The organism is Streptomyces sp. NPDC111606, assembly GCF_055656945.1.
In genome coordinates, this window is the sequence record NZ_JBVKBY010000006.1 from 291,284 (window position 1) to 315,403 (window position 24,120).

The window sequence follows — 24,120 nt, forward strand, 5'->3', positions numbered from 1 at the left end:
ATGACCATGGCACGGACCTACTCCTTCGAAGGCAACGTCCCCGTCGTCCACCCCACGGCGTTCGTCCACCCGGACGCCGTACTGATCGGCTCGGTCGACGTCGGGCCCGGGTGCTACGTCGGCCCGCTCGCCAGCCTGCGCGGCGACTTCGGGCGCATCGAACTGCGCGCGGGCTCCAATGTGCAGGACGGCTGTGTGCTGCACTGCTTCCCCGGTGCGGACACGGTGGTCGAGGAGGACGGCCACGTCGGTCACGGCAGCGTGCTGCACGGCTGCCGGGTGGGGCGCGACAGCCTCGTCGGCATGAAGTCCGTCCTGATGGACGGCGTGGTCGTGGGGCGGCAGGCCTTCGTCGGCGCCGCCAGCTTCGTCAAGTCCCGCTTCCACGTGCCGGAACGGCACCTGGTGGCCGGCAGCCCGGCCAAGGTGCTGCGCGAACTCACGGCGGACGAGATCGCCTGGAAGGGCAACGGAACCCTCCAGTACCAGAAGCTGGCCCAGCGCTGCCTGACCGGCCTGCACCCGGCCGAGCCCGCGACCGCGCGGAGGCCCGACGAGGCCCTCGGCCACTCGGACGAGCCCGAGCACGTCACCCTGCACGACTACCGGGCCCGCTGAGGCGACTTCCCGGTCCCCCGGACGACTCCCGCGGCCCCACCGGCCGCGGTTCCCCACCCAGAGCCAGGAGGCACGATCATGACCAGCACGGCTACTTCCCGCCTCGTCGTCGGCGACCGGTTCCGCGACTTCGCCGAGGCCGTCGGGGCCGAGACGCTCACGGAACTCACCCACGCGCTCGACGCCGGTGACCTGGACACCGTGGAAGGTCCGGTGCACGTGGTCACCGGCCAGGGGATAGGGGAGTTCGAGCTCTCCTACCTCCAGGACGCGATCACCCGCCGGAACCTCGACGACCGGATCGTCCTGGTGCACTCCGCCGGGCGGCCGGCCCGCCGCCAGGAACTGCACAAGGCCCGCGAGGACAACGTCCTCGTCGCCGGACTCCGCCAGGTCGACGAGCGCACGTACGAGGCCGGGCTGCGCCTGCACGACCACAACGAACTCCTCGTCGACGTGCAGGACCGCGTCCATGTGCAGGGCATGGTGGCCGTCGAGGCCGCCCGCCAGATGTTCCTCACGGTGATCGAGCACTACTTCACCTCGCGCTGGCCGCAGCAGCGCTACTACATCGTCCTCAACTCCATGAACACCTCGTTCTCCAACTTCCTGTTCCCCGTCGGGGCCACGCTGCGGCTGACGGTGGACGAGTCCGACCTCTCGGAGCCCAGCAGGCTCACGGTCCGTACGACGGTGGAGGTGGAGCAGGCCGGACGGGTCGCCGCGAGTGTGACCATCGACGCCGCCGCCTTCGCCCCGGGACTTCTGGAGGAGAAGGAGCTCCGGCGCGCGAAGAGCGCCGTGGCGAGCACCATGGATGCGGCTCTCGCGGCCGTGTGACATGACACCGCCGGTACAGGACCCACGGGTGCACGACCCACGGGCGCGGCCCGCCGTGGACCGACCTCCGCGCCCGCAACGGCGGTTCGTCTATCTGGGGCCGCGCGGCACGTTCACGGAGCGGGCGCTGCGCTCGCTTCCCGAGGCCCAGGGTGCCCGGCTGACACCGGCCGCCACGGCCTCGCAGGCCCTGGCGCTGGTGGTCCGGGCAGACGCCGACGCCGCCATGCTTCCCGTGCACAACACGGTGGCGGGGATGGTCCCGGACACGCTGCGGGCGCTCGCCGAGTCGCCCGCGCCGAGCGTGCTGCGCGAGGTCGTGCTGGGCATCGAGTTCGCCCTGCTGGTCCGGCCCGGAACGCCCCTCGCCCGGATCCGTACGGTGAGCGGGCACCCGCACGCGCTGCGGCAGGTCGGCGGCTGGCTCAGCGGCCGGGTGCCACGGGCACACCGGCTGCCCGCGGCCTCCAACGCCGAGGCGGCGCGCCTGGTCCGGGACGGGGAGTGCGACGCCGCGGTGGCCGGAGAGTTCACCGCCGCCCCCTACGGTCTGCGGGTCGCCGCCTCCGGGATACAGGACACCGCGGGCGCCACCACCCGGTTCCTGCTGTGCGCGCGCTCCGGCGGGCGCGGTCTGCCCGACCTCGCGCCCGCCGACCGCACCTCGATGATCGGGCGGCTCGACGGGCGGCCGCAGGAAGCCGACGGGCTCCTGGCGGACCTGCGGCGCCACCCCTTTCTGCGGGCCGTGTCCCTGTATGCGGTGCACGACGGCGGGAGAGGGTCGCTCCTCTTCGCCGACTGCCCGGGCCGAGCCGACGAGCCGCCCACCGCACGCGCCGTCGGACTGCTCCGGCTGCGCGTACCGGGGCTGAGATCCCTGGGGTCGTACACGGCGGCGCAGGACCCGTCCCGGCCCCACGACCCGTGCCACCCCAACGACTTGTGCCACGTCTACGACTCGTACGAAGGGAGCAGGACGATGCCCACCGAGGCAGCCGACGAGACGACCACCGGGGCGCCCCGCCCCGCGCAGCCCACACCCGAGGACATCGCACAGCTGCGGGAGCAGATCGACGACCTGGACCGCTTTCTCATCGGCACGCTCAAGGAACGGCTGCGGACGTCCCGGGAGATCCAGCGCCTGCGCACCGGTCGTGGCGGAACGCACCTGGACGCCGGCCGCGAGCACGCGGTACGGGGCCGGTACGCCGAGGAACTGGGCGAGGGCGGCGCCGGACTCGCCGAGGCCCTGCTCCAGTTGTGCCGGGGGCGGTCGGCACGGTGAGCGCACCCCCGGGGGCGGCGCCGCCCCCGCCTCGTCGTCGCGGTCGTGAGGCCCTCCTCGCGGCCGCGACGGCGCTGTTCCACGAGCGCGGCTACGACGCGACGAGCATGAGCGACCTCGCCGACCGTCTCGGCGTCACCAAGGGCGCGCTGTACCGCCATGTGAAGAACAAGGCGGAGCTGCTGCACGCGGTGACGGCGCCGGCACGCACCAAGGTGCGGGCATTGCTCGCGGCGAGCGCGCCGCCGCACGGCCGGCCCGTGGAGACCCTCGCCGCACTGCTGCGCGCACTGGCCGACGCGGCGTCGGGCGACCCCGCGGGACATGCCCTTTTCTGGGGAACGCACCCTTGGACGGGCAGGGAAGACCCCGATGCCGTCTGCCGTGACGCGGTGGTCCGGCGGCTGACGGAGCTGCTGGAACTCGCCGCCGCCCAGGGTGACGTACGCGGTGACATCGCACCCGCACTCGCGGCCCGGCTGCTCCTCGGCGCCGTCGTCGGGCCCGGTGGTCCGTCGGACGCGCCGAGGGTGCCGCCGTCGGCCTCAGTCGTCGGTCTGCTGCTCGACGGTCCGGTCCGCCTCTCGCTCGCCGGGATCTCCTGAACCGCCCCGGACGGCGGGGCCCCCGGGAGTCTGCCGGGTGAGCGCCGCCCGTACGGCCTGCCTGAGCCACAGATGCACCGGCTCGGTGTCGTGCCGGGGATGCCACGCCTGACAGATGCTGATGGGCTCCGTCTCGACCGGGAGGTCGAACACCTCGACGCCCACGGCCCCGCGCGCGCTGCCGGCCAGCGAGCGGGGCATCGCTGTCACGAAGTCGCCGGCGGGGATCATCAGCAGCGCCTCGCCGTAGCTCGGCACGGCGGCCACGACGTCCCGGCTCAGGCCGCGGGCATGCAGGGCGGCATCGATCGGGCCCGTCATACGGCCCTTGCGGGAGACGCTGATGTGCCGCACCGACGCGAAGGCCTCCGCCGTCACCGCGCCGTCGAGGAGCGGATGACCGGCCCTTGCCACTCCTACGAACCGGTCGTCGAAGAGCGGCTCGATCCGCAGTTCGGGACTGGGCTCGTCGATGATGCCGACCTCGATGTCCACGGCGCCCTCCCGCAGCGGCGCGCTGCCGTGGGAGTTCTGCACGGTGAAGGTGAACCGGGCGAGCGGCACCTGGGTGCTCGCCCGGTTCAGCAGCACCGGCGCCAGGACCGCCGCGTAGGCCTCGTCCGCGACGATGGTCAGCGTCCTGTCGACCCGGGTGAGGTCCTGCTGCCTGCTCGGCGTGAGCAGTGACTCCGCCTCCCGCATCAACGCCCGTACCTTCGGCTGGAGTTCCAGTGCCCTGGGTGTGGGCACCAGACCGCGCCCGGCACGGACCAGGACGGGGTCGCCGAGGGCGCGGCGGATCTTGGACAGGGCGCGGCTCATGGCGGGCGGGGACAGCGCGAGCCGCTCGGCCGCCCCGGTGACGCTCCCCTCCTGGAGCAGGGCGTCCAGGGCCGGCAGCAGCCGCATGTCCACGGCCGGCCCGCAGGGGCCCGCAAGCCCGTCGGCCCACTCCCGGTCGTGGCCGGAGTCTTCGATGCCGGTGGCGCTCAATGCTTCTCCCGAGAAGAGTTCCGCTGTGCGTCGTGCGGACGCAGCCAGTTGACGACCAGCAGCGTCGCCAGCAGCAGCACGACGCCGATCACCCGCAACGACTCGGCCATGCCGGTGCTGAACGCCTCGCGCACCTGAGCGGCGAGCCGCGCGGCGTCGTCGGAGCCGAGGTGCCGCGCCCCGCGCAGGGTGGTCCCCAGGGCCTGCCCGCCGGCCGAGTCGTCCTGCAGATGCCGCAGCCGGGCGGGGAGGGCGTCGGTGAACCGGATGTTGAGCAGCGTGCCGAAGACGGCGAATCCGAGCGCTCCGCCGATCTCCCGGCTGAAGCTGTTGACGCCCGAGCCGACCCCGGCCTGCCGCGCGGGCACGGAGGTGACGACGGCGTTGGACAGCGGCGGATTGGACAGCCCCGAGCCGACACCGACCACGACGATGCACCCGGCGTAGAGCACATAGGGCGTGCCCGGTCCGCACAGGGAGAACAGCCCCAGTCCGGCGACCACGAGCAGCAGTCCGCAAGCGACGACGGGGCGGGCTCCGTGCCGGTCGGCCAGCCGGGCGGCACGCGGCGAGACGAGGAAGATCACGACGGCCAGGGGTGCCGTGCCCAGGCCTGCCAGCGCGGCCGGGTACTCCTTCACGTTCATCAGGTACTGGCCGTTGAGATAGAACACCGAGTACATCGCGATGAACGAGACGACGATGCCGAGGGTGCCCGCGCGCATGCCGGGACGGCGGAACACCCGGGGGTCCAGCATCGGTTCCGCTCGGCGGAGTTCGTGGCGGCAGAAGAGCAGGAGGAACGACGCTCCGGCGGCGAGGGCCAGGAGTACGGCGGGCGAGGCCCAGCCGAGTTCCGCGCCCTCGATGATGCCGAACAGCACGCAGAAGACGGCGACGACGAGGAGGAGCACCCCGCCCGTGTCGACGGGGTGGTGATGGCGTTCGACCCGGGGCAGGGACCTCGCGGCCACCGCGAGTCCGAACGCGGCCAGGGGAGCGGCGACCGCGAACAGGGCCTGCCAGTCGAAGTACTGGAGAACGGCACCGCCCACGACATTGCCCGCAACACCGCCGCCGCCGCTCAGCGCGGTCCACAGCGCGACGGCATGACCGCGTTTGTCGGCTGCGTAGCAACCGATCAGCAGCGGGAGGCTGTTGGGCAGGATCAGGGCGGCACCGGCACCGGTCACGGCTCGTGCCGCGAGCAGGAGGGGCACGGTGGGGGAGACGGCGGATCCGAGGGACCCCACGACCATCAGGGCCAGACCGGCGAGCAGGGCCCCCTTGCGGCCGAAGCGGTCTCCCAGGGCGCCGCTCGGGATCAGCAGACAGCCGAAGACGATGAGATAGCTGTCGACGATCCACAGGACCTGGGTCGGCGTCGGGTGCAGCGCGCTGGTGGCCAGCCGGCCGACCGCCAGGTTCACACTCGCGCCGAGGCCGAACACCAGCATGACGCACATCCCGAGGGCGGCGGCGGCCGTACGCGAACCGGGAAGTGCACCGCCCCGTGCGGCCGTGGACTGCACGGGGTCGGCCGACGGGGCGGCGGTCATGAGAGGGCCCGTTCGGACGGGCCCGTGTAGGTGGAGAGTTCGAGGCCCTGGCCGTCGGTGATGCCGAGGGAGACGTAGCCGTTGGCGGGATCGCGGACGTGGTCGAGATAGGGGCGGGCGCCGGCCGCGAACTTCTCGGTGTCGTCCGCGTGCACCAAGGCACCCGCACGGAGCCGGGGTTCGGCCGCACGGACGACGTCGAGATAGAAATCCACCCAGCCGTCCAGATAAAGGAAGTCGATCGGACGGGCGAACGAGGAGACCACGGCCACCGCCTCACCGGTGATGACTTCGGCGTATTCGTCGAGACCGGCGGACGTGAGATTGTCCCGGGCCGCCAGACACTTTCCGGCGTGCAGGTCCACGGTGTACAGCTTTCCCGATCCATTGTCGCGCAGGGCCGCCGCGATATGGATGGCCGTGAATCCGTACGAGGTGCCGAACTCGAATACGGTGTGCGGACGCATGGCGCGGACACAGGTGTAGAGCATCCGGCCGATGGTCGCCGGGGCGGCGTAGTAGCCGCCGGCGCACGCGGCCACGAGTTCCTCAGGAGTCCAGGGAATCTCTCGCTGCTTTATCTTTTCGAGCAGTTTCGGCTGTTCTGTTTCGTCGATCCGCAGTTGCTCGGACGCAATGTGATTCACCACGTCCTGAATGCGGGGCGAGAAAAGTGAGGAGGTCATGTCCGTACTTCCTTGAAGGGGCTTCCGAGGGTATCCGGAATATTGCTCCGGATCACCTTTGAATTGACTCTGATGAGGGGCTGGATGAGTAGATCCACCCCCACCAGAAAACAGATCGTCCCGATTCCCAGTGGTCCGCCCATAAGGAATCCGAGGGTCATGAGGGAGGCCTCAATGAGCCCTTTCGTCGTCCAGAAGGGCCAGCGCCATTTACTGGTCATGGTGAGGGCCAGCAGATCGATGGCCCGGATGCCGAAGCCGCTCATGATGATGAGGGCCGAGCCGTAGGCGCAGAGCAGGACCGCGCCCGCGAGGACTCCAGGGGAGGGAATCGGCAGGTCGCGAGCCGGGTCCGACCAGCGCAGCAGGTCGATGACGGTGCCGCAGAAGAAGAACGTGAACAGGGGGGACAGCAGGGGTCGGGTCCGGGTCCAGGCCGCCACGACGGCCAGGCAGATCGCGGCCACCGTGGCCTGGGAGAGGCCCACAGTGACGGGTACGTGCTCCAGCAGTCCGAGCGCGAACACGTCGAGGGGGTCGGTGCCCAGATCCGAGTGGATGAAGAGATAGGCGCCGGCGGAGAAGACGAGGCAGCCCGCCAGATAAAGTAAGTGATTGTTTCGCCGTTCGCGGTGAATGAGCATCGGCTCACCTCCGGGCTTCACTCTATTGACCACCCGGTTATTAATCCAGTGCGTTGTGTGCAACATACACTTTCACCGAATGGAATTTACCTCACCGCTAAGAATTTCAAGATACAACTTCAAGTGTGAGGTAACCCACGTTTGATGCCATGATTGAATCTCGGCCATATAATTATTCCGCAACGCGCAATCGTTGCCTGGGTGACTTATGACCATTGCATGACAGGGGGAACACATGTCTCGCGTATCCCGTCCGGGGTCCGAGGGGTTAGTGCCGAGGTCGGCTTCGATGCTCACACCGCGCGAGTGCCAGGTCCTTGACGGCATCAAGGAGGGATACTCCAACAGGATGGTAGGGAGGGTGCTCGGAATTTCCGAGCGCACCGTGAAGGTTCATGTGCACTCGATCTTCATCAAACTTGGCGCCGCTTCACGTACCGAGGCCGTCATCTCGGGAATCAGGAACGGTTGCATCAGCCTGCACTGAGCGTTGTATGTGAGAGTGGCCCCCGGCGCTTCCCGCCGGGGGCCACTCATGTGCAACGGTCCGTCAGGGGGACGCGGACGACGAGTCGCGGGCGAGGGTCAGCACGAGCCGGGCCGTGGTGTCCACGAGCTCCTGGTCGATGGCTGCGCCGAACACGAGCACGCGGTAGTACAGCGGGCCGAGCAGAAGGTCCACCAGGTGATCGAGGGTCCGTTCGTCCACGACCAGTTCGTGGTCGTGGGCGAGGAGCTCGCGCAGGCCGGTCACGTCGCGCTCGCGTTGCTCCTTCAGGAAGCCTTCCCGCAGCGACACGGCCGTGTCGCTCTCCAGTTGGGCCTGGCCGAGCAGGGCCTGGAGCACCTGGCCCGCCGGCTCCTCGAAGAAGTCGGCCACGCGCCGCAGATGGGACGCGAGGTTCTCCTCGGTGCTCGCGGACTCGTCCGTCCGCCACTCGAGGGCCTCGCGGGCGTCGTCGATGAGGGTGTCCAGAAGGATGTCGACCTTCGACTTCCACCAGCGGTAGATCGTCTGCTTGGCCACGCCGGCGCGCTGGGCGATGCCCTCGATGGTCAGGCCGGTGAACCCCCGCTCGACGAGGAGATCGTCGGCGGCGTGCAGAACCGCGAGCCGGACGCTCTCGCTGCGGCGTGGGCCGGTTCGGCTGATGACCGGGTTCTGTTCGCAGGCCGGCTTTGACTTCCGCGTGGCGCTGATGGTCCCGTCAACCTTTCAAGTCGTGCGTGTGGGGAGATTCTGGCACAGGGCCCCGGGGTGAACCGCTGTGCGGGGGAGTGGACTCAGGCGGTCTTCCGACCGGTGCGCACCAGGCTGAGCAGTACGCCGAGGGAGAGCGCGGCGACCACCGCGCTGAACGTCTCACCGGCGGGGCGCAGGCTGGTCTCGCGGATCAGGACGCCCACGCCGATCGCGGGCACGGCGAGCATCGAGTACAGGATGGCGAAGAACGTGGACACCGAGGCGCCGCGGTGCTGAGGAGCGCTGCGCGTGGTGATGCTGCCGATGCCGTGGCCGACGGCGATGCCGGTCGCCAGTCCGTTGACGGCGGCGCCGACGAGCAGGGGGGCCAGGGTGCCGGTGGCCATCGAGGTGGCGATCAGACCCGCGGCGACGATCAGGCCCAGGCAGGACGCGGGCAGGGCGGTGGCCGGCTTGAGGGTGCGCACCAGGAGCTGTCCGAGGGCGGTGCAGGCGAAGGCGACGAAGACCACGAGGCCGGTCAGCGCGTGGCTGGTCTCGTGCAGCACCGTGCCGAGGAAGAGGCCGGTCACGGCCGTCAGAACGCCGAGCACCGCGAAGCCCGAACCGGCCGCCATCGCGGAGCGCAGGAAGTCCGAGCGGATCTCGCTCGGCACGTGCAGCGGCTGGAACTGGAGAGAGAAGCCGGACCGGTGGGCGGAGCTCTCCCCGTTCACCATGACTCCGAGCATGCCGATGGCGGCCAGCGCGAGCATGACGACCCAGGGAGTGCGCAGTGGGGAGGGGGCGGCGTCGGCCAGGATGCCGGCCAGCAGCGTGCCGCAGGCCAGGCCGCCCATGTTGGCGAACAGTGCGACCGTGGCGGGCTTCACGCGGGCGTCCGGCCCGAGCCGTTCGGCGAGGGAGGCGGTGGCTGCGCCGGTCACCAGGGCCGCCGAGAAGCCCGAGATCACACGGGCGACGAGTATGGCCCCGAGGTTCTCGGCGATCAGGAAGACGGCCGCGGCGCACACGGACAGGAAGGTGGCCGCGATCAGTACGGGGCGGCGTCCCACCTGGTCCGAGAGCCGGCCGAAGACCAGCAGCCCGAGGACGACGCCGAGCGCGTAGACGGCGAAGACCACGGTGACGGTGAAGGGGGTGAAGCCGAACTCCTCGCCGTAGAGCGGATAGAGGGGGGTCGGTGCCGTGGTGCCCGCCATGGTGATCCATAAGGCGAAGGCCACGCTGAACACGGCGAGCCCGCCGCCCTTCACCCTCTCTGGTGCGTTGGTCCGGTCCATGGCGCGGACGGTCGGATTCCCCACGGGTGTGGCCTCTCATGAGCGGTTGTGAACAGGAGACGCACACAGGTCAGAGACGAGACTTACCGTTGCGTCTACTCAAGAGACTAGACTAGTCGTCGCGTCTATTCAATGGGCTGCGAGGATGCCGGGCGGCTGCGGCGGGCGCCCCCGGCGGGTGGGTCAGAGAAGCTTGCGCTGGACCATGACGGAGAGCACCAGGGCGCCCGGCAGCAGGGGCACCCAGACCGTCAGGACGCGATAGCCGATGACGGTGGCCGCGGCCAGGCTCATCGGGGCGCCGAACGTGACCATCGTGAACACCAGGGCCGCGTCCACGGGGCCGATGCCGCCCGGCGCCGGGACCGCGCCGACCGCGGTGCTGGCGAGGAGGAGTGCGAGGGTCACCTGCGTCCACGACAGCGGCAGACCCAGCGCGAAGCCGACCGAGGCGATCACGCTGGCCTGGAGCAGCGGGGTGGCGGCGGCGCCGCCCCAGAGGGCCAGCACGCGGCTGGGCCGGGTGTGCAGGATCCGCGCGTCGGTCAGGGCGGTGCGGACGAAGCCGAGGAGGGGGCGGCGCAGCGGTCGTACGGTCGTCACGAGCACGCCCGCCGTGACGAGGGCGGCCGTCACGCCTCCGGCGACCAGGAGCAACGTCCGCTCGTCCGGGACGAGTTCGCCCAGGTGCAGCAGCTCGGGGAAGGCCACGAGGAAGCCGAGCAGCACCACCGTCTTCGCGATCGGCTTGACCAGCGAGTACAGCGCGAGTGAGGCGGTGGCCCGGGCCAGGGGTATGCCGCAGTACTGCAGGAAGCGCAGGGTGACGGCGTGGGCGCCGATGCTGGCCGGCAGTACGTGGTTCGCGGCGCCGGCGGCGAACTGCGACGCGACCAGCAGGCCCGGCGGCAGGCGTTCCGGTATGGCTCCCTGGCGGACGACCGAGGCGGTCACCCAGCCCATGCACGTGAAGAAGAAGCCGGCCAGCAGCCACCAGGGGTCGGCGGAGGCGAGCCGGCGAGCGCCGTCCTGGACGGTGTGCCAGTCGGTCACCGCCCATGCCCCGATCAGCAGGAGCGGGAGCAGCGTCAGCACGTGGCGGACGAGGCGTGCGGGGGAGAAGCGGGGGCGGGGACGGACGGACGTGGGGGTGGCGGCGGGTACGGGGCAGGCGGGCAGCGGTCCGGGGAGATCGCTGAGCGGGAGCGAGGACACGGCGCGGTCGTCCTTCCGCGTCCCACCCGCGCGGACGCGGGCGGACGGCTTGAGGGCGAGGCAGGAGGGGACGTGGGAAACGTGCCCTTCCGGCATGACGCGGCGGTGTCCGGAAGCCGAAGCGACGTCGGCGGGCGGGCGACGCGACCGGGGATGCGGCCCTGCCGCCGCTCGCGCCGAGGGGCTCGCGGGGCTGCTGCGCCGCCCCACGCCGCCGGCATGAGCCGAACGACAGGCCCTGGGCCGTGTCCGCAAAGTCCCGCCTGCCCCGCGACGCCCGGCACGCCGAGAGCACGCACCGGACGCCGCGGGGCCCGCCCTCCGGGCGGACGACGGGACTTTGCGGACACGACCTAGCCCCCCGCTCCCGCGCTCGCCCCGCCTCCCGGGCGCCCCGCCCCTCACCGCATCCAGTGCCGTTCCGTGCTCCACCCCAGGAACCGGCGTGCGCGCCCCTCGTTCGCCGTGCCGTCCGTGTCGAAGCTGCCGCCGTCTGCGACCAGGGCCAGGCCCGTCAGGGCGGGTGCCAGTCGCGACCTGACGTGGGCGGGGTGGCGGGCCGTCTGCTCGTCCAGGGCGGCGAGGAACCGCCGGAGTTCGTCGGGCGGACACAGGGACAGGGCGAACAGCATCTGGCGCCAGGCGTACGCCGCGTCCTTGATGGTGGGGAGGGGACGCTTGTTGTTGTGCACCTGTGCGGTCAGCCGGCACACCGTGTCGAGACAGCGGCGCGCCAGGTCGGACCAGCCGGGCTGTGGGGCGATGCCTACCCGGTGGACCAGCGTGGCCAGGTTGTGCGTGGTGAGGATCTGCGCCTGCTCGATCACCTTGCCGTTCGCCGCCACGGACCAGAACTCGGAGCCGGACGCCGTCCCGGCCCGTTCCGTGCACAACCGCGCGAAACCGGGAGACGTACGGGCGCCGTAGGAACGGCTGAGCGCCGCGCCCGTCTCGGCGATCGCGAGGTTGCGGATCGAGGCGTAGTCGATGCCGTAGTAGTGCTCGTACAGCGTGCCGCGGAGCAACTCGCCCGCGAGTCGCGCCGACTTGAGGAACTTCGGGCCGAACGTGCCCATGAAGATGTCGGCGGCCAGCTCCTCCACGAACGGGGCGCCCAGGTCGCACTGGCGGGCGAGCACGCCGAGCTCGCGGATGAGCGGGTTGGGCAGGATCGTGCCGGGGAAGGCCTGCACCGCCAGCTCGCCCAGCTGCCGCAGCACGGTGAGCGCACCTTCCTCGTCCGGCTTGCCCAGGACTGCGGCGCGCTGCCCGGACACCGCCCGCACCCAGGGCAGTTCCTCGACTCGGACCTGCCGTTCCAGGTTGAGCAGGAGCAGCGAGCGGCGGTTGCGGAACGCGCGGTAGTTCGCGGCCATCAGCGCCCGCAGCGTCTCGTCGCCGTACGCCTGCGCGGTGGCGGTGGCGACCAACTGCGGTACCAGCTCGGCCAGGACCTCAGCGGAGGGGACGACGCCGCGCTCCACCAGCGTGCCGATCGGCGCGCTCAGCGCGGACTCGACCACCTGCCGGATCACCGGCGGGATCTCCGTCCCCGTGGGCAGGCCGGTCTCGTGTTCCTCCTGCTCCGTCACGGGCGTCAGCAGCGGGGTGACCTCCGTGATGCCGGTGTCCTGGGGCAGTGCGGCGAGTCGGCGCAGCATCAGCTGGGCCAGTGCGTGGTGGGACGGGAGCGCCGCCTGGCGCGCCTGCTCCCGGCGCAGCGCAGTGTGCGGTGCGGAGCCGGGCAGGCCGCGTCGCCGCACCATGGAGTCCACCGCGTGCCGCAGCAGACCGAGCCGGCGCGCGTCCAACGGCCGTCCGGCGACGGTCTCTTCCAGTGCGCCGCGCAGAATGCCCAGGTTCTGCTTGGGGCTGCGGTGCTTGGTGCAGCGGGTGTGGTCCGCGGCCAGCAGCCGGTAGCGGTCCAGCAGGGCGGCAGTGCGTGCCAACCAGTCGGCGTCCGGCGCGAGTTCGAGCACCCGGCCGTTCCTTGCCGTCTCCAGCCAGTGGACGAGCATCTCGTCGCCGAACGGCTGCCATACGGCGAGGGCTTCGCGCTGGGTCTCCACGGCGGCGCTGGGCCGCCGACGTATCAGGGAGTCGACCGAGTCGGAGACGGTGTACCGGTGGACGGGCGCGGTCGCCTCCGCCGTGCTGCTCGCCGGCGCGGGGCCGTCCGTCGACGCAGCGCCCTCCACCGGCCGGGGCAGAAAGCGCAGTTGGTCGGCGAACGGCTCCAGTTCGGCCGCGAGATCCAGCGCCGCGTCCGTCTCCCCGTGCCGCACCAGCCAGGCCATCGTGAGCAGCGCGGCCTCCTCGGGCACGCCGATCTGGTAGTGGCCGCTGTCCAGCCGGTCCCACAGCCAGGCGAGTCCCGCGTCGGTGAGGCAGTGGGCGAAGAGCGCGCGCCGCTCGGCCGGTACCCCGAACTGCCGCGCGGCCTCGGTCTCGTACGGCTGGAGCGGGCCGCCCGCGCTCGTGGTGCCGGTGGCGAAGCCGCCCCGCACCACCTCGAGGGTCACCCAGGCCGGCAGCCCCGCCACCGGGGTGCGCGCCCCGGCCGTCAGCCGCCCCGCGGCCATCCCCGCGAGGACCGCCCGCCAGCGCCGCCCGCGCTCCTGCGCCCGACGCCGGGTGTCGGCGTCCTCGTGGGTCAGCGCGGTCGTGAAGGCCTTGGCCAGCTGGGCCGCCGGGTAGGCGGGGGCCGCGGTGCGGGGCTGCTGCTCAGCGTTGTCGTCCATAAGCCGACGTGGCAGGTTCCGCCCCTGCGCCCTCCGGGTCCCGAGCCCGGTGCTCTGCTGCTGAGCTACACGCCGATGAGGGCTGAGGTTAGGTGCCGGGTTGATCAACGGACAACCGTATTTCCGGGGCTACGAGCGCACCGGCTCTTGACCCGAAAATGACTTAGGTTAGCCTTCCCTTAATTTCATTGAAAGGGGAGGTCGACCATGGCCCCAGTCCCAGCCATGTCCCGCCGCCGACTGCTCACCGCGGGCGGCGCTCTCGGTCTCGGCTCGCTGCTCGTCGCCTGCGGCGGGGACGGGGACGCCGAGGGTGAGGCGCGCGAGGCGGGCGGTGGTCCCTGGTCCTTCAAGGACGACCGCGGGCGTACGGTCTCCCTCGACAAGGCGCCCGAAACGCTCGTCGCCTTCGTCAGCGCCGCGGCCGCGCTGTATGACTACGGCATCGAGTGCGACGGCGTCTTCGGGCCCACCGAGCCGGTCGACGGCAAGCCCAACCCCCAGGCCGGCGACATGGACGTGGCGAAGCTGACGAGTCTCGGTACGGACTGGGGGCAGTTCAACGTCGAGAAGTACGCGGCGCTGGGGCCCGATCTGCTGATCAGCAACATGTTCCCGGCTCCCGACCTCTGGTACGTCCCGCAGGAGAGCCGGAAGAAGATCGAGGCGCTCGCGCCCAGCGTCGGCATCAGCATCGCCCGCACCTCCCTGCTGAACCCGCTCAAGCGCACCGCCGAACTCGCCGAGGCGCTCGGCGCCGACCTGAAGGCGAAGAGGGTGACGGACGCCAGGGCCCGCTTCGACAAGGCGGTCGAGACCCTGCGCGCGGCGGCCGCGGCCAACAAGGGGCTGAAGGTCATGGCCATCACCGGCGACAACGAGCAGTTCTACGTCGCCGTCCCCGACTCCTACGTCGACCTGAACTACTACAAGGACCTCGGCGTGGAGTTCGTCGAGGGGAAGAAGTCCGACGAGTGGGGCTTCTGGGAGTTCCTGAGCTGGGAGAACGCCGACAAGTACCACGCGGACCTGATCATGGTCGACAACCGCTCCTCGTCGATGAGCGAAGAGCAGCTCGCCGCGAAGGCGACCTGGCGGCAGCTGCCCGCGGTCAAGGCGGGGCAGACCGTGCCGTGGGCCATGGAGGAGCGCTTCAGCTACGCCGGGTACGCGCCCGTGCTCGAACGGCTGGCGGAAGCCGTGGGGAAGGCGAAGAAGCTGTCCACGTGAGGGCCTGCTGCTGAATCAGCCATCCATCGCAAGGTTGACTTTAGGCTGACCCAGCCAGAGCATTGCCGGGGTGAGCCACTTCGAGCACGCGTCACCGCGGTCGGCCGGCCTCCCCGCCGACCTGGACGAAGCCGCCCACCGCTGTCTCGTCGCCGGGTTCGACGGCGCCACGAGCGTGCCGGACACGCTCAAGGAGCTCATCGACCGCGGCCTCGGCGGGGTCATCCTCTTCACCCGCAACGTCCGTGACGCGCGGCAGGTGCGCCGCCTCACGGACGAGCTGCGCGCGATACGCCCGGACCTCCTCGTCGCCATCGACAACGAGGGCGGCGGCATCGGCCACCTGGTCGATGCCGGCGCTCCGGACGTCCCCGGCTCCTACGCCCTCGGCGTCGTCGACGACCCCAACCTCACCGCCCGCTGCGCCGACGCACTCGCCGGACACCTTGCCACCCTCGGCATCACGGCCTCCTACGCCCCCGTGGCCGACCTCCAGCAGCGCCCCGACAACCCGATCGTGCGCACCCGGTCCTTCGGCGCCGACCCCGAGCTCGCCGCCCGCCACGTGCGCGCCTGGATCACCGCCACCGAGGCCCGCTCCATCGCCTCGTGCGCCAAGCACTTCCCCGGCCACGGCGGCACCGCCACCGACAGCCACCACGGCATGGCCGTCGACCCACGGCCGTACGACGAACTGCGCGCCGATCTCGAACCGTTCCGCGCGGCGATCGCGGCGGGCGTGCCGATGCTGATGAGCGCCCACGTGGTGTTCCCGGCCCTGGACCCCAACCGCCCCGCCACGCTCAGCCGCCGCGTCCTGGGCGACCTGCTCCGCCACGACCTCGGCTTCGACGGCGTCCTCGTCAGCGACGCGCTGGAGATGAAGGCCATCGCCGGCCGGTACGGCGAGGCGGCCGGCACGCGCATCGCACTCGCCGCCGGTGCGGACCAAGTGATCGTCGCCGTGGGCGACTTGAACGTCACCTCGACTGCCGCGACGCCGTGCTCGACGCGCTGCGGACCGGTCAGCTCGCCGAGGAGCGGATCGAAGAGGCCGCAGGACGGGTGCGCCGGCTCGCCGAGCGGTACGCGACCCCCGCGGCCGACGTGGCCGACTGGGACTCGGGCGCCGGACCGGAGGCCGCCCGCCGGGCCGTACGGAGCCGGGGCGTGCCGTCCCCCGTCCGCGGCGCCCATGTCGTCGACCTGTTCCCGCCGCCGCACCCCGCCCTCAACTGGGGCGGCCAGGACCTGCTGACCGGTATGCGCGCGGTCGACCCCACGGCCACGGGCACGGCGGTCACCGGGGAACCGGCGGACCCGGCCGGATTCGTCGACGGCATGCTGCGCCGCTGCGGATCCGCCCCGCTGGTCGTGGCCACCTGCGACGCCGGGCTGCACCCCTGGCAGGTTCGGCTGCGGGACGCCCTGCTGGAGCGGCGGCCGGACGCGGTGCGGGTGGACACCGGGCTGCCGGAAGGCGGTGCGCTGTGCTCGTACGGGCGGGGCCGCGTGAACCTGCGGGCGGTGGCCGAGGCGCTGGCGGGCGTCACCGGCGGCACCGGGAGCTGACGGGCCGACGGTACTCAGGACGGCCGTACGGCCTCAGCAACCAGAGGTGGAAGACACCCCAAGTGGAACGTGTGGATGAGATCCTGCACGGGCCGGGCCCGCTCTTGCGGGCTCGGGGCCGGGCCTCGGCCCGGTCCGTCACGGATGTACCAACCGCCATGGTCGTCGATGAACAGTGATGTGAACCAGAATTCGCCCAAGAGGGCGCATGCATACGTCGTCGGCCTGGACGCCGGTGGCACCCGCACCCGCGCCGTCCTGGCGCCCCTCGGCGACGGTGAGCCCGCGGGCGAGGGCGTCTCCGGCCCCGGCAACGCCCTGACGGTCCCCGGACCGCAGCTCACCGAGCACCTCGCCGAGGCCCTCGCGCACGCCGTGCCGGCAGAGCTGCGTGGCCAAGTCGTGGCGGTGGCGGGCGGGTTCGCGGGCGCCTCACGGACCGCCCCGGACGAACCGGGCCGGGTCAAGGCGCACGCCGCCCTCACCGTCGCGCTGAGCAGGCTCGGCATCAGCACCGACACGGTCGAGATCCACAGCGACATCGAGGCCGCCTTCGCCGCCGCGCCCGGCAACCCCGCCGACGGCCTGGCCCTGGTGGCCGGCACCGGCGCGGTCGCGGCGCGCATCACGGCACGCGTGTGCACCGAGACCGCCGGCGGCGACGGCTGGCTGCTCGGCGACGACGGCAGCGGCTTCTGGATCGGGCGCGAGGCGGTACGGATGGCGCTGCGCATGGCGGACGGACGGGGCGGGCCGACGGCGCTGGCCGCGTCGGTGGGGCGGGAGCTGGAGGTGCCGGAGGACGTTCTGCCGGGGGAGTCTCCGGACCCGTACGCCGGCGGAACCTGGACGAGGGCCCGGCGGGAGGCCTACCGCATGCACCTGCTCCCCGCCGTGATGGACCGGCCGCCGGTCCAACTGGCCGGGCTCGCACCGCTCGTCGCCGAGGCAGCCCGGCACGCGGACGCCGTCGCCGCGGGCATCCTCGAAACGGCCGCCGACCACCTCACGGCCACCGTCCGCGCCCTCGAACCCCGGCCCGGCGAACGCATCGTCGTCACCGGCGGCCTGCTCGGCGAGGACGGCCCGCTCACCGAACCGCTCACCGCCGGGCTCCGCCTCCTCGGCCTTACCCCCGACCGGGTGGCCGACGGCTCACTGGGTGCCGTGTGCCTCGCCCGTCTGGGGTACGGGAGTTGAGCGGCATCGGCGCGCACCCGCACCGCGCCGGCCTGCGGGCGCTCGTGGCGAGCCCCGTCCCGCCAGGTTCAGCGGGCCCGGCGACTCTTCACCGCGTGCTGCGGGGTGATGTGGTCCGTCAGGGCGAGTGAGGCGCTGGCGCGCTGGTAGGAGACCTGGCCGACCCGGACGTAGAGGCAGTCGACGATCATCAGGACGGAGTGCCTGCCGCCGATGCTGCCGGTGCGGAAGCTGGTCTCCGAGGTGGCGGAGATGAGCCGGATGCCGGCGGCCTTGGCCAGTGGTGAGCGCGGGTCGGTGGTGATGGCGATGGTGGTGGCGCCGCGCTCCTTGGCCATCTCGAACGGTTCGAGGGTCTCGCGCGTGGCACCCGAGTGGGAGATGCCGATGGCCACGTCGGCCGGGGTGAGCAGGGCCGCCGAGGTGGCCGCGCCGTGCACCTCGGTCCAGCCGCGGACCTGGCAGCCGATGCGGAACAGCCGTGTCTCCGTCTCCTGGGCCACGGCGCCGCTGCCGCCCACGCCGTACACGTCGATGCGGCGGGCACGCGCCAGGGCCTGGGCCGCCCGCTCCAGCGCGTCGAGGTCGATCCGTTCGATGGTCTGCTGGATGGCGCGCAGGTCCGCACTGCCGACGACCTGGACGACCCGTTCCAGGCTGTCGTCGGGCGAGATGTCGGGACCGATCTCGGCGCTGCCCCAGTCGGAGACCTCGCCACGGCCGCGCTCCTGGGCCAGCTCGATCAGCAGATGCTGGTAGGAGTCGAGCCCGATGGCCCGGCAGAACCGGGTCACCGTCGCCTGGGAGGTGCCCGTGCGGCGGCCCAGCTCGGCGGCCGAGCAGTGGGTGACGGCGGCCGGATCCTCGAGGATCAACTCGCCGACCTTCCGCAGGGAACCGGCCAGCCGGGGCAGCTCGGTGCGGATCAGTGTGGTGACGTCCGTCGGGGGCATACGGGGAAGGTATCAGCCACCGATTACCGAACAGGTTGAATACCAGGACCGAAATGATTCGATGATTCATCAATGCAGTCATGCAGGGTGGTTCAATCCAACTTTGCCATCCCTGAGTGGGGAGTGACGCGTGTCCGACGAGTCCGTGAGCGCCCAGCGCTTCGTGCGCGAGAGCATGACCGTCCTCGACCGCCTGACCGAGTCCGCCCGCGACGACGTGGCACGCGCCGCCGGGCTCATCGCCGACTGCGTACGAGCGGACGGCGTCATCCAGGCCTTCGGTACCGGTCACTCCCAGGCGACGGTCCTCGAAGTCGCCGGCCGGGCGGGCGGACTGGTGCCCACCAACCGGCTCGGCATCGCCGACCTCGTCCTGTACGGCGGGGCCCCGCCCGGCGTCCTCGACGACCCGCTCCTGGAGCGCGAGCCCGGAGTGGCCGCCCGGATCTACGACCTGGCCGCCCCGCACGCCCAGGATCTCTTCGTCATCATCTCCAACTCCGGCGTCAACAACGTCATCGTGGAGATGGCCCTGCACGCCAAGGAGCAGGGCCACAGGATCCTGGCCATCACCTCCCTCGCCCACACCCGGGCCGTCCCGGCGGGCCACGCGAGCGGCAAGAAGCTCGCCGACCTCGCGGACGTGGTCCTCGACAACGCGGCCCCGCGCGGCGACGCACTGCTGGAGCTGCCGGGCGGCGGCGCGGTGTGCGCCCTGTCCACGCTCACCGGCGTGATGCTCGTGCAGATGGCCGTGGCGGAGGCGGCCACCCTGCTCATCGCCGCCGGGGAGCGCCCGCCGGTGTACGTCTCGGCCAATGTGCCGGGAGGGTTCGAGGGCAACCTGGAGCTGGAGAGGCGGTATGCCGGACGGATCCGGCGCACCGCGAGCTGATCACTTCTGCATGGTGCATTCGACTGGTGGCCGAGCGCGCGCGCCCGACGCCACGTGGGCGCACACTGGAGGAGTGCTGTCGGTGCTCAAGGGGGTGTCGGCATGGCTGCGTCTGGATGTTCGAGGGTGCGGCTGTGGCGGTGGCGGCGCAGCCCGCTGAGGCGGCGCAGCGACGTCATCGAGGCCTGGGTCGTGCTGTGCGGGTGGCTGTTCGCGGTGGGCGCCGCCCTGTTCGCGGGCATCGCTGCGGCGGACGCGGTCGTGGCCTCCGCGGAGCAGCAACGGGCCGAGAGTCGCAAGGTGACGGCCGTACTCGTCATGGACGCGGAGGATCCCGGGGCCTCGCGGGTCACCACCGACCATCTCGTGTGGACCACCGTCCGCTGGACCGACCCGGACGGCACGACCCACACGGACGAGGCGCGGGTACCGCCCAAGTCGCAGGCGGGCAGCAAGGTCGAGGTGTGGACGGACCGCAAGGGCGTCATCGCCAATGAGCCGCTCTCCGAGAGCGAGATGCAGCTGCACTCGGTCGCCGGAGGCCTCCTGGCCGGGGCGGCCGGCGCAGGCATCGTGCTCGGGTCGACCTGGGTGGTAAGGCTGGGGCTGGAGCGGCGCCGACTGGCGGAGTGGGACGCGGAGTGGGAGCGGCTGGACACGCCGTGGGGGCGCAAGACGGGCTGATGCCGCGTGACAGCGCCCCGGAGGAACTCCGGGGCGCGGCAACCGCTCCTACTTGACGTCCGCGCTCGGCAGCGCCGACGGGGACGCGGTGTTCAGGTCCTCCAGGCCCTTCGGGATCGCCAGTGTGAGGACCGGCGAGCCCGGCTGCGGCGCGGGCGGCGTCATCTGGTCCTTCGGGAGCTTCGGCGGCGAGGTCTGCTGGAAGTTGTTGGCGTCGAAGTTGACCATTCCCGTCTTCTCCAGGATGGTCATGTGGTCGAGCACGGTGTCGTTCGCCAGGTCGGCCAGCTGACGGACCAGGCTGTTCTGCGTGGTGCCCCGGATCTTCGCGATCGCCGGGAAGATCTGCCCGTGCGTCACCCGCATGATCGCGACACCCGTGGCGTCGAACTCCTTGCCCGTCTTGGAATCCACCGTCGCCACGAACTGCTGCTGCTGCGGACTGGCCTGGTTGGGCAGCGTGATGTTCAGCTCGGACGCGAGCTTGCGGCAGGCGAGGTCGAGCCGGGCGTGTCCGACGACCAGGTGCTCGCCGGCCTCCTTCATCTCCGGGGTCGTGCCCCGCTGCATCGCCATCATGCCCAGCGGGTGCTCCCACAGGCCTGCCGCGCGGACCTTGACCACGAAGTCCCGGTCGGCCTCGGTCAACGGCCCGTACTGCGTGTTGGCGATGACTCGGTCCTGGTTGGCGGAGGTGCTCTCCACGCCCAGCATGGCCGGGTAGGCAAGGGCGGAGAGGGTCAGGACGAGGGCGCCTCCCACGAAGACGGTTCCTACCATGCGGCGCGAGAAGGGCATCGTGCCTCCAGAGATGAACGGCTGCTACGCCAGGAGGTACGGACGGGACGCGCGAAACAATCACCGCCGCGCGAAAAAACTTGCGGTTCGCTGTGCGTGGTGCGTCACACGCGCCGCAACACGAGCGGGGCTTGAGCGGGTCTCAGCCCAGGTGGCGCTCGAAGAAGGCCGTCGTCGCCTCCATGGAGTCCGGCCACCGCGGCCCGAACGTGTGCCCCTCGCCCCGGTACGTCCGCAGCTCCACGTCCTTGCCCGCCGCCTCGAACGCCGCGACGGTCGTCCTCGTCCAGGCCAGGGGGCAGGTGTCGTCGGCGGTGCCGTGATGGATCAGCAGGGGCTCGGTGACCCGGTCGACGTAGGTGACCGGCGAGACCTGCCGCCAGAACTCGGGGTTCTCCTCGGGGGTGCCGTGCGCGGCCTCGATCTCGGCGACGAGCGGGTCGCCCTCGGGGCGCTGGAAGTGGTCGATGTTCTGCTCGGGGCGCGAGCTGACCGGCGCGAACACGACGGCGGCGTCGACGAGGCCGGGCGCCACGACCAGCGTGTTGTACACGACCCCACCGCCCATCGACCGCCCCATCAGGCCGATCCGGTCGTCGTCGACGTCCGGGCGGGCGGCGGAGCGCAGCGCGTGGACGGCGGCGATGACGTCCTCGGTGTAGCCGAGGCGGAGGTTCACGTCGTTGTCGGGGTCGTCGTCGGAGCCCGCGTGGTTGCGGTAGTCGGTGTGCAGGACGACGTAGCCGTTGCGGGCGAGGAGGTCCTGCTCCCGGGGCATGCCCTGGCCGGTCACGTACACGTCCGGGTCGATGTAGCCGTGCGCCAGGACCAGCGCGGGGAAGGGGCCCTTGCCGGTGGGGACGTTGATGATGCCGGAGATCTTCAGGCCGCTGGACCGGTAGGTGACGGCGTACTGCGTGTAGGCGTCGGTGCGGACGCGTACGGCACCGAGGCGGAGGTCGGAGCCGCGGTGCTCGCGCTGGATCAGGGCCGGGAGGGAGACGGGGTCGGCGGGGGTGGGGGAGGGGGTGAGCGTGGCGGCGCTCGGGCTGCCGCCACCTGCTCTGCTCGACGCCGGGGGATCCGTACGCGCCGGCTCGTCGCCGTCACCGCCGCTACCGCTGCAGCCGACGGCGGTCACGAGCGCCAGCACCAGCCCGACGGCGGGACGGGCCACGAACCGCGGGTACCGCATGCGGCCAAGTATCCCGCGCTCCGACACGGTTGGCTCCCGCAGCGGCGGGCCCGGTGCCACGGTGTTCCGGGCGCCCCGGTCACCGCATCGGAGTGCCGGAAGGGTTCACGGTTCGAGCCCCGCGCAGCGGCATCGTCCTGGCGTTGACCACCGAACCGGTCGCCGGTGAACTCATCCCCGACGCCATCCGCCACGCCACCGGCCCCGTCCAGCTCCGCCTGCTCCGCGACCGCGCGCTGGCCTGCGAGGTCTCCGACGGCAGCGGCCTGTTCCTCGTGCCCGGCTCACCGAGCGCCGGGGGACGAGGTACACGCCAACGGGAAGATCACTTGGACGGAGCAGCCGCTGCCGGGACCGGCAGTCCCGGTCCGGCGCAGCGCACGTCCACCGTAGGCACCTCCCCGTCGACGAGATAGCCCGCCACCGCCCGGTCCACGCAGGCGTTGCCCCGGCTGGCGAACACTCCGTGCGAGTAGTCGTCGTCGAGCGTCACCAGCCGGGAGCCGGGCAGCAGTTCACGCAGTTGCCGGGCGCCGTCGATGGGGGTCACCGGGTCGTGCGTCGAGGCGACCAGCAGGACGGGAGGGGCGGCCGGACTGCCCAGTGAGGTGTGCCGCGCGGGGCGGTGGTGCCAGTACGCGCAGGCCGACGCCTCCATGCCGGTCAGGACCGGCTGCGGGTCGGTACGTCGTATGCGCCGTACGTCCGCCACGACCTCCCGGGGCGTCGGCCCCGGACCGTCCGCGCACTTCACGATCCGGTTGGCCGCCTCGTAGTTGCGCGACTCCGGACTGTCGAAGGCGGCTGCGGGCCCCAGCCCGGCCACGCTCCCGTCCGTCAGGTAGCCGTGCATCCCGTCGGCGAGGCCCGTCCAGCGTTCGGTGCGGCCGAGAGCGCGATAGACGGCGCGGTCGAACTCCGCCGCACCGAAGCCGCCGACCGGATGTGAGCCCAGGCCCTGGCGAACGCGCAGATACGAACGCCGGACGGCGCCCGCATCGCCGCCCAGCCCGAAACGTTCGGCATGCGCGGCGGTCCAGCCGAAGAACGTGTCGCGGGCCCGCAGCATCGCCCGGCTCTGGATCACGTCGAAGTCGTACCAGTCCCAGGGCCCGACCACGCTGTCCAGCACCATGCGGCCCACCCGGTGCGGAAAGCGCGCCGCGTACGCCGCGCCCAGGTAGGTGCCGTACGAGACACCGAGGAAGCTCGTCCGCGGCTCGCCCAGCGCGGCGCGGATCGCGTCCATGTCGTACGCCGTCTGCTCGGTGGACAGGTACGGCAGGATCGGATCGCCCGCGCCCGTCGCGCAGTCGTCGGCCAGGCGGCGCAGTGACGTGAGGTACGACCGCTCGGCCGGCGGGGTCGTCGGCACCGGATCGGCACCGGGAGCGGCGAAGAGACCGCCCATCGCTCCGCAGCCGACCGGCGCGCTGTGGCCCACCCCGCGCGGGTCGAAGCCGATGACGTCGTACGAACGCCGCACGCTCGCGGGGAGTTTGGCGCGCTTGGTCACCGCGTAGGGGAGCCCGGAGCCGCCCGGGCCGCCGGGGTTCACCAGCAGAATGCCGCGCCGCTCGGCGGGGGTGCCGGAGGCGGGGACGCGCGAGACGGCGATCTCGATGCCCGGGCCGGACGGGTGCCTCCGGTCGAGCGGGACGGTGAGGCGGCCGCACTCCACGCGGTCGGGTGCGGGCGGCGCCGGTACGGAGTCCGGGCAGGCACCGAAGCCGAGGGGGGCCGTTCCGGCCGTGGCCCCGGCGGGGCCGGCCGTGGGGAGCAGGGCTGCCGCGGCCACTAGGGCGCACAGCAGGGCGGTGGGGCGGGGCAGGGCGGTCAAGGTCTCTCCGATTCTCCGAAGCGAGGTAAGAACGGGCTAGCAAATGAAAATGATTATCGATAGCGTGTGCCAGTCAA

General features: G+C 71.8%; 21 protein-coding genes, 1 tRNA gene and 2 pseudogenes. 11 read left to right on the forward strand and 13 right to left on the reverse strand.

The window, feature by feature from the left end:
- Nucleotides 1-6 precede the first annotated feature (6 nt).
- From ACZ7M7_RS22840 to ACZ7M7_RS22855, 4 genes are all read left to right on the forward strand, one after another.
- On the forward strand, nucleotides 7-618 hold the full coding sequence (locus ACZ7M7_RS22840; protein WP_472119732.1) for an acyltransferase: 612 nt from the start codon (nucleotides 7-9) through the stop codon (nucleotides 616-618).
- Between the two features lie 78 nt (nucleotides 619-696).
- The gene (locus ACZ7M7_RS22845) at nucleotides 697-1,458 is read left to right on the forward strand and encodes an AfsA-related hotdog domain-containing protein (RefSeq protein ID WP_383604279.1); all 762 of its coding nucleotides are present in this window, start codon (nucleotides 697-699) and stop codon (nucleotides 1,456-1,458) included.
- A 28-nt stretch (nucleotides 1,459-1,486) separates the two neighbouring features.
- Nucleotides 1,487-2,746, forward strand: coding sequence for a chorismate mutase (locus ACZ7M7_RS22850; RefSeq protein WP_472119736.1), 1,260 nt, complete (start codon nucleotides 1,487-1,489; stop codon nucleotides 2,744-2,746).
- Entirely contained in the window at nucleotides 2,743-3,351 is a 609-nt protein-coding gene (locus tag ACZ7M7_RS22855; RefSeq protein WP_472119739.1) for a TetR family transcriptional regulator, read from the forward strand. Before ACZ7M7_RS22850 ends, ACZ7M7_RS22855 begins: the two co-directional genes overlap by 4 nt.
- Here the strand turns inward: ACZ7M7_RS22855 and ACZ7M7_RS22860 are convergent.
- From ACZ7M7_RS22860 to ACZ7M7_RS22875, 4 genes are read right to left on the reverse strand one after another with little or no spacing between them, the layout of a single operon-like run.
- Nucleotides 3,292-4,344: a LysR family transcriptional regulator gene (locus ACZ7M7_RS22860; protein ID WP_472119742.1), complete on the reverse strand. Its 1,053-nt coding sequence runs from the start codon at nucleotides 4,342-4,344 to the stop codon at nucleotides 3,292-3,294. The genes ACZ7M7_RS22855 and ACZ7M7_RS22860 overlap by 60 nt on opposite strands.
- Complete coding sequence (locus ACZ7M7_RS22865) at nucleotides 4,341-5,903, reverse strand: MFS transporter (RefSeq protein WP_472119745.1); 1,563 nt, start codon at nucleotides 5,901-5,903, stop codon at nucleotides 4,341-4,343. The genes ACZ7M7_RS22860 and ACZ7M7_RS22865 overlap by 4 nt, the downstream gene beginning before the upstream one ends.
- Entirely contained in the window at nucleotides 5,900-6,589 is a 690-nt protein-coding gene (locus ACZ7M7_RS22870) for an O-methyltransferase (RefSeq protein WP_472119749.1), read from the reverse strand. Before ACZ7M7_RS22870 ends, ACZ7M7_RS22865 begins: the two co-directional genes overlap by 4 nt.
- Nucleotides 6,586-7,233 (reverse strand): YczE/YyaS/YitT family protein, encoded by a 648-nt coding sequence (locus tag ACZ7M7_RS22875; RefSeq protein WP_472119752.1) that lies wholly within the window; start codon nucleotides 7,231-7,233, stop codon nucleotides 6,586-6,588. Before ACZ7M7_RS22875 ends, ACZ7M7_RS22870 begins: the two co-directional genes overlap by 4 nt.
- A 289-nt stretch (nucleotides 7,234-7,522) precedes the next feature.
- Here ACZ7M7_RS22875 and ACZ7M7_RS22880 point away from each other — a divergent pair, with 289 nt between their 5' ends.
- Nucleotides 7,523-7,720, forward strand: a complete 198-nt coding sequence (locus ACZ7M7_RS22880; protein ID WP_472119755.1) for a response regulator transcription factor — start codon at nucleotides 7,523-7,525, stop codon at nucleotides 7,718-7,720.
- Nucleotides 7,721-7,783: 63 nt separating this feature from the next.
- On the opposite strand, the gene ACZ7M7_RS22885 is transcribed toward ACZ7M7_RS22880, so the two are convergent.
- The 5 genes from ACZ7M7_RS22885 to ACZ7M7_RS22905 all read right to left on the reverse strand — a co-directional run bounded on the left by ACZ7M7_RS22885 (nucleotide 7,784) and on the right by ACZ7M7_RS22905 (nucleotide 13,751).
- Nucleotides 7,784-8,434 carry a TetR/AcrR family transcriptional regulator gene (locus tag ACZ7M7_RS22885; protein WP_472120249.1) on the reverse strand — a complete coding sequence of 217 codons (651 nt, stop codon included), beginning with the start codon at nucleotides 8,432-8,434 and terminating at the stop codon, nucleotides 7,784-7,786.
- An 83-nt stretch (nucleotides 8,435-8,517) separates the two neighbouring features.
- Nucleotides 8,518-9,720 carry an MFS transporter gene (locus tag ACZ7M7_RS22890; RefSeq protein ID WP_383604257.1) on the reverse strand — a complete coding sequence of 401 codons (1,203 nt, stop codon included), beginning with the start codon at nucleotides 9,718-9,720 and terminating at the stop codon, nucleotides 8,518-8,520.
- A gap of 183 nt (nucleotides 9,721-9,903) precedes the next feature.
- Nucleotides 9,904-10,935: a lysylphosphatidylglycerol synthase transmembrane domain-containing protein gene (locus tag ACZ7M7_RS22895; RefSeq protein ID WP_472120251.1), complete on the reverse strand. Its 1,032-nt coding sequence runs from the start codon at nucleotides 10,933-10,935 to the stop codon at nucleotides 9,904-9,906.
- Nucleotides 10,936-11,336: 401 nt separating this feature from the next.
- A complete protein-coding gene (locus ACZ7M7_RS22900; RefSeq protein ID WP_472119758.1) occupies nucleotides 11,337-13,676 on the reverse strand; it encodes a hypothetical protein in 2,340 nt (779 codons plus the stop codon).
- 3 nt (nucleotides 13,677-13,679) lie between these two features.
- Nucleotides 13,680-13,751, reverse strand: a tRNA-Pro gene (locus ACZ7M7_RS22905).
- Nucleotides 13,752-13,883: 132 nt separating this feature from the next.
- On the opposite strand from ACZ7M7_RS22905, the gene ACZ7M7_RS22910 reads away from it, so the two are divergent.
- The 3 genes and pseudogenes from ACZ7M7_RS22910 to ACZ7M7_RS22920 all read left to right on the forward strand — a co-directional run bounded on the left by ACZ7M7_RS22910 (nucleotide 13,884) and on the right by ACZ7M7_RS22920 (nucleotide 17,678).
- Nucleotides 13,884-14,906 (forward strand): ABC transporter substrate-binding protein, encoded by a 1,023-nt coding sequence (locus tag ACZ7M7_RS22910; RefSeq protein ID WP_472119761.1) that lies wholly within the window; start codon nucleotides 13,884-13,886, stop codon nucleotides 14,904-14,906.
- Between the two features lie 70 nt (nucleotides 14,907-14,976).
- A pseudogene (locus tag ACZ7M7_RS22915) lies at nucleotides 14,977-16,478 on the forward strand (glycoside hydrolase family 3 N-terminal domain-containing protein).
- Between the two features lie 168 nt (nucleotides 16,479-16,646).
- On the forward strand, nucleotides 16,647-17,678 hold the full coding sequence (locus tag ACZ7M7_RS22920) for an N-acetylglucosamine kinase (RefSeq protein WP_472119764.1): 1,032 nt from the start codon (nucleotides 16,647-16,649) through the stop codon (nucleotides 17,676-17,678).
- A 68-nt stretch (nucleotides 17,679-17,746) separates the two neighbouring features.
- On the opposite strand, the gene ACZ7M7_RS22925 is transcribed toward ACZ7M7_RS22920, so the two are convergent.
- On the reverse strand, nucleotides 17,747-18,631 hold the full coding sequence (locus tag ACZ7M7_RS22925; RefSeq protein WP_427839420.1) for a MurR/RpiR family transcriptional regulator: 885 nt from the start codon (nucleotides 18,629-18,631) through the stop codon (nucleotides 17,747-17,749).
- Nucleotides 18,632-18,761: 130 nt separating this feature from the next.
- On the opposite strand from ACZ7M7_RS22925, the gene ACZ7M7_RS22930 reads away from it, so the two are divergent.
- Together ACZ7M7_RS22930 and ACZ7M7_RS22935 are read left to right on the forward strand one after the other, a co-directional pair.
- On the forward strand, nucleotides 18,762-19,526 hold the full coding sequence (locus ACZ7M7_RS22930) for a sugar isomerase domain-containing protein (protein ID WP_472119767.1): 765 nt from the start codon (nucleotides 18,762-18,764) through the stop codon (nucleotides 19,524-19,526).
- Between the two features lie 102 nt (nucleotides 19,527-19,628).
- A complete protein-coding gene (locus ACZ7M7_RS22935) occupies nucleotides 19,629-20,210 on the forward strand; it encodes an Rv1733c family protein (protein WP_383604237.1) in 582 nt (193 codons plus the stop codon).
- Between the two features lie 48 nt (nucleotides 20,211-20,258).
- Here the strand turns inward: ACZ7M7_RS22935 and ACZ7M7_RS22940 are convergent, their stop codons facing one another.
- Together ACZ7M7_RS22940 and ACZ7M7_RS22945 are read right to left on the reverse strand one after the other, a co-directional pair.
- On the reverse strand, nucleotides 20,259-21,008 hold the full coding sequence (locus tag ACZ7M7_RS22940) for a DUF4142 domain-containing protein (RefSeq protein ID WP_383604234.1): 750 nt from the start codon (nucleotides 21,006-21,008) through the stop codon (nucleotides 20,259-20,261).
- Between the two features lie 142 nt (nucleotides 21,009-21,150).
- Nucleotides 21,151-22,203: an alpha/beta hydrolase family protein gene (locus tag ACZ7M7_RS22945; protein ID WP_472119772.1), complete on the reverse strand. Its 1,053-nt coding sequence runs from the start codon at nucleotides 22,201-22,203 to the stop codon at nucleotides 21,151-21,153.
- Nucleotides 22,204-22,340: 137 nt separating this feature from the next.
- Here ACZ7M7_RS22945 and ACZ7M7_RS22950 point away from each other — a divergent pair.
- Nucleotides 22,341-22,596, forward strand: a pseudogene (locus ACZ7M7_RS22950) (ATP-binding protein); the annotation flags it as partial.
- On the opposite strand, the gene ACZ7M7_RS22955 reads toward ACZ7M7_RS22950, so the two are convergent.
- Nucleotides 22,529-24,043, reverse strand: a complete 1,515-nt coding sequence (locus tag ACZ7M7_RS22955; RefSeq protein WP_472119775.1) for an alpha/beta hydrolase — start codon at nucleotides 24,041-24,043, stop codon at nucleotides 22,529-22,531. The pseudogene ACZ7M7_RS22950 and the gene ACZ7M7_RS22955 sit on opposite strands and share 68 nt — an antisense overlap.
- Nucleotides 24,044-24,120: the final 77 nt, after the last annotated feature.